The 6,642-nt window shown below is 58.1% G+C and carries 6 protein-coding genes and 4 pseudogenes; 7 read left to right on the forward strand and 3 right to left on the reverse strand.

The genetic code is table 11. The annotated features are described in order from the left end of the window. The 4 genes and pseudogenes from ACTVZP_RS21940 to ACTVZP_RS21955 all read left to right on the forward strand — a co-directional run. On the forward strand, window positions 1-223 hold a 223-nt coding region (locus ACTVZP_RS21940; RefSeq protein ID WP_443214261.1), incomplete at its 5' end, for an integrase core domain-containing protein. Between the two features lie 71 nt (window positions 224-294). Next, window positions 295-426: pseudogene (locus ACTVZP_RS21945) on the forward strand (IS110 family transposase); the annotation flags it as partial. Between the two features lie 295 nt (window positions 427-721). Beyond that, a pseudogene (locus ACTVZP_RS21950) lies at window positions 722-1,558 on the forward strand (IS110 family RNA-guided transposase); the annotation flags it as partial. Continuing rightward, window positions 1,553-1,849, forward strand: coding sequence for a plasmid pRiA4b ORF-3 family protein (locus ACTVZP_RS21955; RefSeq protein ID WP_443214266.1), 297 nt, complete (start codon window positions 1,553-1,555; stop codon window positions 1,847-1,849). The pseudogene ACTVZP_RS21950 and the gene ACTVZP_RS21955, both read left to right, overlap by 6 nt. A gap of 196 nt (window positions 1,850-2,045) precedes the next feature. On the opposite strand, the gene ACTVZP_RS21960 is transcribed toward ACTVZP_RS21955, so the two are convergent. Together ACTVZP_RS21960 and ACTVZP_RS21965 are read right to left on the reverse strand one after the other, a co-directional pair. Continuing rightward, the gene (locus ACTVZP_RS21960; protein ID WP_443214262.1) at window positions 2,046-2,951 is read right to left on the reverse strand and encodes an ABC transporter ATP-binding protein; all 906 of its coding nucleotides are present in this window, start codon (window positions 2,949-2,951) and stop codon (window positions 2,046-2,048) included. Window positions 2,952-2,975: 24 nt separating this feature from the next. After that, window positions 2,976-4,400 (reverse strand): sugar transporter, encoded by a 1,425-nt coding sequence (locus ACTVZP_RS21965; protein WP_443214263.1) that lies wholly within the window; start codon window positions 4,398-4,400, stop codon window positions 2,976-2,978. 138 nt (window positions 4,401-4,538) lie between these two features. Here ACTVZP_RS21965 and ACTVZP_RS21970 point away from each other — a divergent pair, with 138 nt between their 5' ends. Continuing rightward, on the forward strand, window positions 4,539-5,330 hold the full coding sequence (locus tag ACTVZP_RS21970; RefSeq protein WP_443214264.1) for an ABC transporter permease: 792 nt from the start codon (window positions 4,539-4,541) through the stop codon (window positions 5,328-5,330). A gap of 15 nt (window positions 5,331-5,345) precedes the next feature. Here the strand turns inward: ACTVZP_RS21970 and ACTVZP_RS21975 are convergent. Continuing rightward, window positions 5,346-5,465 (reverse strand): annotated as a pseudogene (locus ACTVZP_RS21975) (IS66 family transposase); the annotation flags it as partial. Between the two features lie 125 nt (window positions 5,466-5,590). Here ACTVZP_RS21975 and ACTVZP_RS21980 point away from each other — a divergent pair. Beyond that, window positions 5,591-5,890, forward strand: coding sequence for a hypothetical protein (locus ACTVZP_RS21980; protein WP_443214265.1), 300 nt, complete (start codon window positions 5,591-5,593; stop codon window positions 5,888-5,890). A 228-nt stretch (window positions 5,891-6,118) separates the two neighbouring features. Continuing rightward, window positions 6,119-6,642: pseudogene (locus ACTVZP_RS21985) on the forward strand (transposase); the annotation flags it as partial.

Consider the following 6,642-nt stretch of genomic DNA (forward strand, 5'->3'; position numbering starts at 1 on the left):
CAGATCCAAGGCCACGAGCACCGACCTCATCCCGCCGGATAACGGCATGGTGGAGCGCGTGATCCGGACCCTGAAGGAGCAGTGCGTTCACCGCCAGCGCTTCGACAGCCTCCAGCACGCGGCACGCGCCATCGGCGACTGGATCGCCTTCTACAACCACCGCCGCCCGCATCAGGCGCTGGACATGAGAACCCCCGCCGAGGCATTCGCTTCAGCGGCTTAACCTGTGCAGATTCCGCTGGGTCGATACAGTCATTCGTTGGGCTGGTCGAAAGGGCAACGTCCTGAACGCAGCTGACGCAGCTGCTGGCCAGGAAACCAAAGATGCTCGTGGCGATCGCGCTGGCAAACAAGATGGCTCGGAGCCTCTGGGCGATGATGACAAGAAACGAGGAATACCGGAGTTCGCCGATGCGCACCGCCTGAGAGCGCAGGCATCGACGGACCGTCAGGATGTGAGGAGGGCAAGGATCGTAATGGGCAAATGATCGGACAGATCCGGGCCAGAAGAACCAGGCAGACCCACGGGGCACACAAGCCCGCCAAGGTGATTTGGTTCTGGTCCGCGCATCACCATACCGGCCCGCGGCATGGGAATGGCCGCAACGAGAGGCCTGACACATGACTGCACCCGATCACAGGCTCAAATGGTCCAAACGCTCCTTGCATCACGGGAGGCATCCACACATGGGTCTGCGACGATCCACGGAGGAGGACGGTCATGTCGGAGATTAGCACGGTCGGGCTCGATCTGGCTAAGAACGTATTTTAGGCACACGGGGCTGATGCCTCGGGTCGGACTGTGCTTCGGAAGAAGCTTCGGCGCGACCAGGTACTGGACTTCTTCGGCCGTCTGCCGCCTTGCGTCGTGGCGATGGAAGCGTGCGGCGGCGCGCGTTTCTGGGGCCGCGAGATCGGCAAGTTCGGGCATGAAGTGCGGCTGATCCCGCCAGCCTACGTGAAGCCCTTCGTCAAGCGGCAGAAGAACGACGCCGCCGACGCGGAGGCGATCTGCGAAGCGGCGCTTCGCCCGACGATGCGCTTCGTGCCGGTGAAGAGCGAGGAAACCCAAGGGGCCGCGATGGTCTTCCGCATCCGCGAGCTTCTGATCCGGCAGCGGACGCAGGCGATCAACGCGCTGCGTGGCCATCTGGGTGAGTTTGGCCAAATCGTGCCGCAGGGAGCGGCCAACGCCGCCCGGCTGATCGCCATCGTCGAGGATCCGGACAACAGCCTGCCCGCCGACGCCATCGCGACCTTGGCGGTGCTGGTCGCGGCGCTTTCGCATCTCGAGGCCGAGATCGGCAAGCTCGACGTCGAGATCGAAGCGCGCGCAAGGAAGAACGAGGTGGCGCGGCGCCTGATGACGGTGCCGGGGATCGGCCCCCTGATCGCAACGGCCCTCGCGGTCCTGGCCCCGCAGCCCGAGACGTTCCGCAAGACACGCGACTTCGCCGCTTGGCTCGGCCTGACGCCGCGACAGCATTCCACCGGGGGCAAGCAGCGCCTCGGGGCCACCACGAAGATGGGCGAGCGTTCCCTGAGACACTATGTGATCAGGGTCGAGAAGATCGGCGATGCCATCCTAGGCGCCGACTACCCGCGCCTCGTCCGTGCCATCGGCGCCTGTCCTCCCGAGGACGTGGGGGGCGTCCCCGGCTATGCCGAGTTCCTCGAGGCGCGCGCTGATCCCAACCATGAGGCTCACGCCGAGATGATCGACCTCCATGGCGGCAACTTTGACCCGCACGACGCCGGCATCGACCGTATCCTCTGCAGCTTCGAGCGCCTGGCAAAAAAATGGGCCCCCAAGCCCCGGAAGCCGAAGACCACCAGCCGGCCGCTCTGAGCTACCGCCCGGCCCGCGGCATTTGCCGGATGCTTACGTCAGTTCTGCGTGGAAATCAGCAGGTCTAGAGCCGACATTGTGCGCGAAATCTACCGGCACCTCTGTGCGCCACAGGCCCAACCCGCCAGCCTTGACGAATACAGGAGCATCGAATACCGCGCGTGGGAGCATTCACCGCATCAGTTCGATGTGCGCACTACTCCGGTTTCTCCACCACTCCACGCGCCCCTTTCTCTTCTCGAGCTGCTTGACGCAATGCTCGTCGCGCAGCCCGCTGGTCTGAAATCTGAGATCCAAAACGCTCTACACCGCCTACAAGCCCGCGCCCCCGGCTCCCGAGCCGCATCTTCGCTCTTGGTCTCGCTGCTGATGAACCATGTGTTCTCTGCGCATTTCCAGCAAGATTTTCATCAGTAGCGGTTTCGCTGCGCATCCAAGGTGGCAAAGCACCTAGCATCATGGCTTCGTGCTGTTCTATAGCTTCATCGATGGACTCATAGTAGAACAACTGTCCGTCGTGAAGAACGGCACCGGATGTGCATAGCCGCTTCAGGAGTCTCATCGAATGCGACACTATAATCGCCCCGCTGAGTTCCAACCGGTCTCTGAGAATCGCCTTGCTCTTGGCACTGAAGGCCGCGTCTCCGACCGCTGTAACTTCATCGATCAAATAGGTATCAAATGAAACAGCCATAGAGATCCCGAAGGCCAGGCGGGAGCGCATGCCCGAAGAATAGCTACGAACAGGCAAATGAAAATGCTCGCCGATCTCGGCGAATTCTCGGACGAAATCGATCATGGCTTCAGTATCTACACCATAAAGCCTCGCCACGAAACGAACATTCTGCGCGCCACTAAGTTCAGGGTGAAAACTTCCCGCAAAACCGACTGGCCATGAGATCGTACCGGTCGAAATAATGTAGCCGCTGTCCGGGAGTACGGTTCCCGCAATCATCCGCAGAAGGCTCGATTTGCCCGCCCCGTTGCGACCAAGCAATCCGATACTCTTCCCTGAAGGGAAAGTGAAATTCAGATCTCGCGCGACCGTTTTGCACGTATTATTAAGTATGTAAGACTTATTCACGCCGAAAAGCTGGATCATGCTATTACTCCTCCGAAACAGTACTTAACGTCTGTCCCGGACGCTGTAGTATATTAGGAGGCTGATTGACCACAGGAGGAGCGTGAAGCCCGCAGTAAGCAAGCTAAGCAGTCCGCGTTGCGGGTATAGAGATGTCGTGGCCAAAGTCGGACGAATATAGGCAGCGAGGTATCGCGTCCTACGCTGAGCGTCAGCAATGGCAGAGTCGTAATTAGCGAGGGCTGCAAGATATGCTTTCTCGGCAAATTCGCGATCAACGGTCAACCGCTCATACTCTCCAACAAGCGAGGAATAACCACCCTCCTCGCCCCCACGGCTTCCGCCGAGCCCAAACTTCCGCCGCTCGCGCTCAATCAACTCTTCGATTACGGCAATTCTCCGCTCGTTCTGAGCAATACGAGGATCACTTGGCTGTGTAGTCTGGCGCAGCAGGTTTATGTCAATATTCGCTGCAGCAAGCTGCTCCTGCAAGCTAAAAAGCAGGCCCATTTGGCCTTGGATGTCGGCAGAAGGATCGACGATTTGTGTACGCGATCTAAACTCGGTGACCGCGACCCGTCGTTCACGAAGCCGTTCAACCGCCTTTTCCAGTTCTTCCTGAGCGTACTTGGTGGCATCCGCTCGCGCGATCGCAGACAGATCATTGATCATTTGCGTCGACTCGTCCAAGATTAATTGGGCTAGTATCTGCGCATCTCTCGGCTCGAACGCATGCACTCTTAACTCGATTAGCCCGGTCGTGCTGTCGTAGCTAATCCGCACCATCCTCTTCCAATATTCGACTAAATCCTCGATTTCCCCCTCTGACGAGAAAGAGAAGACCGGGTCAAAGGTCGGCTTTGAATAGATGGCTTTCAAGTTGGCGCGATCATTAATCTTTTGAACCAGCGCTTGACTTTGAATGAATTGATAAAGGATATCCGTGTCTGATGCAGTGCCGGATGAGGGTGCTCCCGACAGACCTCCAAAGCCACTAAGAAAATCCAGCGGCGAGGCTGCGTCCTCGGACCGCACTGCGAAGCCTACAGTCGACGCGAACTGATCCTCGGCGATGGCGAAGAGATAGAAAGTGGCAGCGAGAGTTGGCGCAACCACCATTAGGATGAAGCTCGCCAATATTCCACGGTGACGCAAACGAGCAGTTGCTGCAGGGACAACAGAAGGAACGTGCAGATTTGCCTTCGTCTCCCGCGCATTTTTCTGCGGGCGTTCCGACGGTGCATTCATCTTACGTCTCACGGTAGCTTGTGAAGGCAAATTTGGTGAAGCAACGCCTGAGTTGTCTACATCAGCAACTGCTCCATCTTCCACTCCACGAAACGTCGGCTGACCCGCACGCCGGGGAGTCGCCGAACCTCCGGGATGCGCCACACCCGATGTGGCACTTGACGGAGATGATGGTTCGTCCGAAGCGGCCGCGCGCGGCGCCGTCGGCTTGGAAACGTTCACGAGGGCCGTCCTGCTGGATATGGTTCACTCATCAAACGACGTATGCCAGCTTTACACTCCGGGGCGCAAGTGATGATATGCACTGCCTCTGGGCCGCGCTCTCAGGCCCGCCGACGAGAGAACGAACGGATCGCGCCAATGATGAAAGTGGACAATATTCTTTCTGATCAGAGGTTTACTTGGCTGCGCTCCATTCTCTCCCTGATGCTGCGCGAGATGGCAACAAGCTACGGCCGCTCTCCCGGGGGCTACTTGTGGGCTGTCGCGGAACCGATCGCGGGGCTTGTACTGCTGACCATTGTCTTCACTTTTGCGTTTCGTTCTCCGCCTCTTGGAAACAACTTTGCGCTGTTCTACGCTACTGGTTTCCTTCCGTTCATATATTATACGTCGATTACCAGTCGTGTAGGCCTTGCCGTACGATATTCCAAGCCCTTGCTGGCGTATCCTAAAGTCAACTTTCTTGATACAATTATAAGCAGGTTCTTACTCAATACCATCACCAATCTTGTTGTTTTCACGATTGTGTTTACTGGCATCATTTTCTTTTACGGCCTAAATGTGGTAGTAGATTTTTGGGCAGTCGCGGAATCCCTCAGCATGGTCGCTCTGCTGGCCCTATCGCTCGGGATACTGAATTGCTTCTTATTCACCTCCTTTCCCGCTTGGGAGCAGGTATGGAGCATCATAAACCGTCCGAAGTTTATCTTGTCAGGCATCCTGTTTGTAGTCGATACTGTGTCGGAGCCGTTTCGATCTATCTTGCTTCTTAATCCTCTTGTTCATATCATTGCAAAAATGCGCGCCGGTTTCTTTCCGACGTATGACGCCCGCTACGCATCCCCGCTGTATGTCTACTCGACGAGCCTTGTGATACTATTTTTCGGACTACTTCTTCTATCTAGATATCATCGTGGTTTGAACCAGTGAGGCCGGAAGCAACTCGATCAGGTCATGGAGCGGCTTCAGGAGTTCCGCCACCTCGCCGACCTGATCGGCGAGGATGGACAGGCTGAGGTTGACGCCTTCACGGGCATAGCATTCTGCCTGGCGGTTCAACGGCCGTCCCTCTTAGGCTCCAGACTTCGGTAACGGGTCCGTCTCAGTCAAGCGGATTTGCGCATGCAGATGCGCCGCCGGACCGCGGCTTTTTTTGCTTTTGGTAAGTGACTGCTTTCCTGTTTGGCGTGATGGCCACGGTGACCCACGTCCACACGCTCACCTATGTCGCCCGCATCCTTGGCGAAGATGTCGAACTGTTCGAGGCCATCACCGACAACGACGACAACCTCGATTACGGCGACATCATCACCGTCTGGACTGGTTCAGAGGAAACCATGATCGCCTTGACCGACGATGGCATTGACGCCCTCCGCGATCTCCTTGCCGACGCGCGCCGCAGTCCCGAGGCATGGCAGGACTTTCTGCAGAGCTTCGTCGACGACCCCGACCTCAGGACGCGCCTCGCTTCAGCCGAACCGCAGGCGTAGCCGCACGCGATCGCAAAAAGGCAAGGCGGTACAGAGCGGTCGGTTACGGCCGACCCATGGTCCAACCTTTCTCGCGGAGGTGAACCGGGCGGGATCATCGACCGCGGATCGATTGGTCAATGCCACGGTAATCCTCCCCAAGGTTAGAGGGATGCGATCGTATAATTTTCTCGGCAAGATCGACGAGGAGATTCCGATGAAAAAGAGCCGTTCACCGAAGCCCAGATCATGGGTGTGCTGCGTCAGTCGGAGGGCGGGATGCCCGTGTCCGAGTTGTGCAGGGAGCATGGGATCAGCAGCGCGACGTTCTACAAGTCGCGCGCCAGGTATGGCGGCATGGACGCGTCCATGATGAGCCAGATGAAGGCGCTGGAAGACGAGAACCGGCGGCTGAAGCGCATGTTCGCCGACCTGAGCATGCAGGCAGACCTGCTTCGCGAGGCTCTTGGAAAAAAGTGACGTGGCCAGCTCAGCGCCGGGAGTTGGCCGCGAAGGCGGTGGCGACGAAGGGGGTCAGCATCGCGCTGGCTTGTCGGGCGTTCGGGGTCAGCGAGACCTGTTTCCGCTACAGCCCGAAGCGCGATGACGAGAACGAGATGATCGCCGACTTGCTGCTCGGGCTGACCAATGTCCACAAGACCTGGGGGTTCGGGCTGTGCTTCCTGCACCTGCGGAACGTGAAGGGGCATGCCTGGAACCACAAAAGGGTTCACCGGATCTACTGCGAGTTGGAGCTGAACCTGCGCATCAAG

This window comes from Rhodobacter sp. NSM (genome assembly GCF_052244495.1).
Taxonomy (GTDB): domain Bacteria; phylum Pseudomonadota; class Alphaproteobacteria; order Rhodobacterales; family Rhodobacteraceae; genus Cereibacter_A.

Bases quoted from the DNA above. Each gene is read 5' to 3' on its own strand.
- ACTVZP_RS21970 (WP_443214264.1), top strand. From the start codon at position 4,539: ATGATGAAAGTGGACAATATTCTTTCTGATCAGAGGTTTACTTGGCTG.
- ACTVZP_RS21960 (WP_443214262.1), bottom strand. From the start codon at position 2,951: ATGATCCAGCTTTTCGGCGTGAATAAGTCTTACATACTTAATAATACG.
- ACTVZP_RS21980 (WP_443214265.1), top strand. From the start codon at position 5,591: ATGGCCACGGTGACCCACGTCCACACGCTCACCTATGTCGCCCGCATC.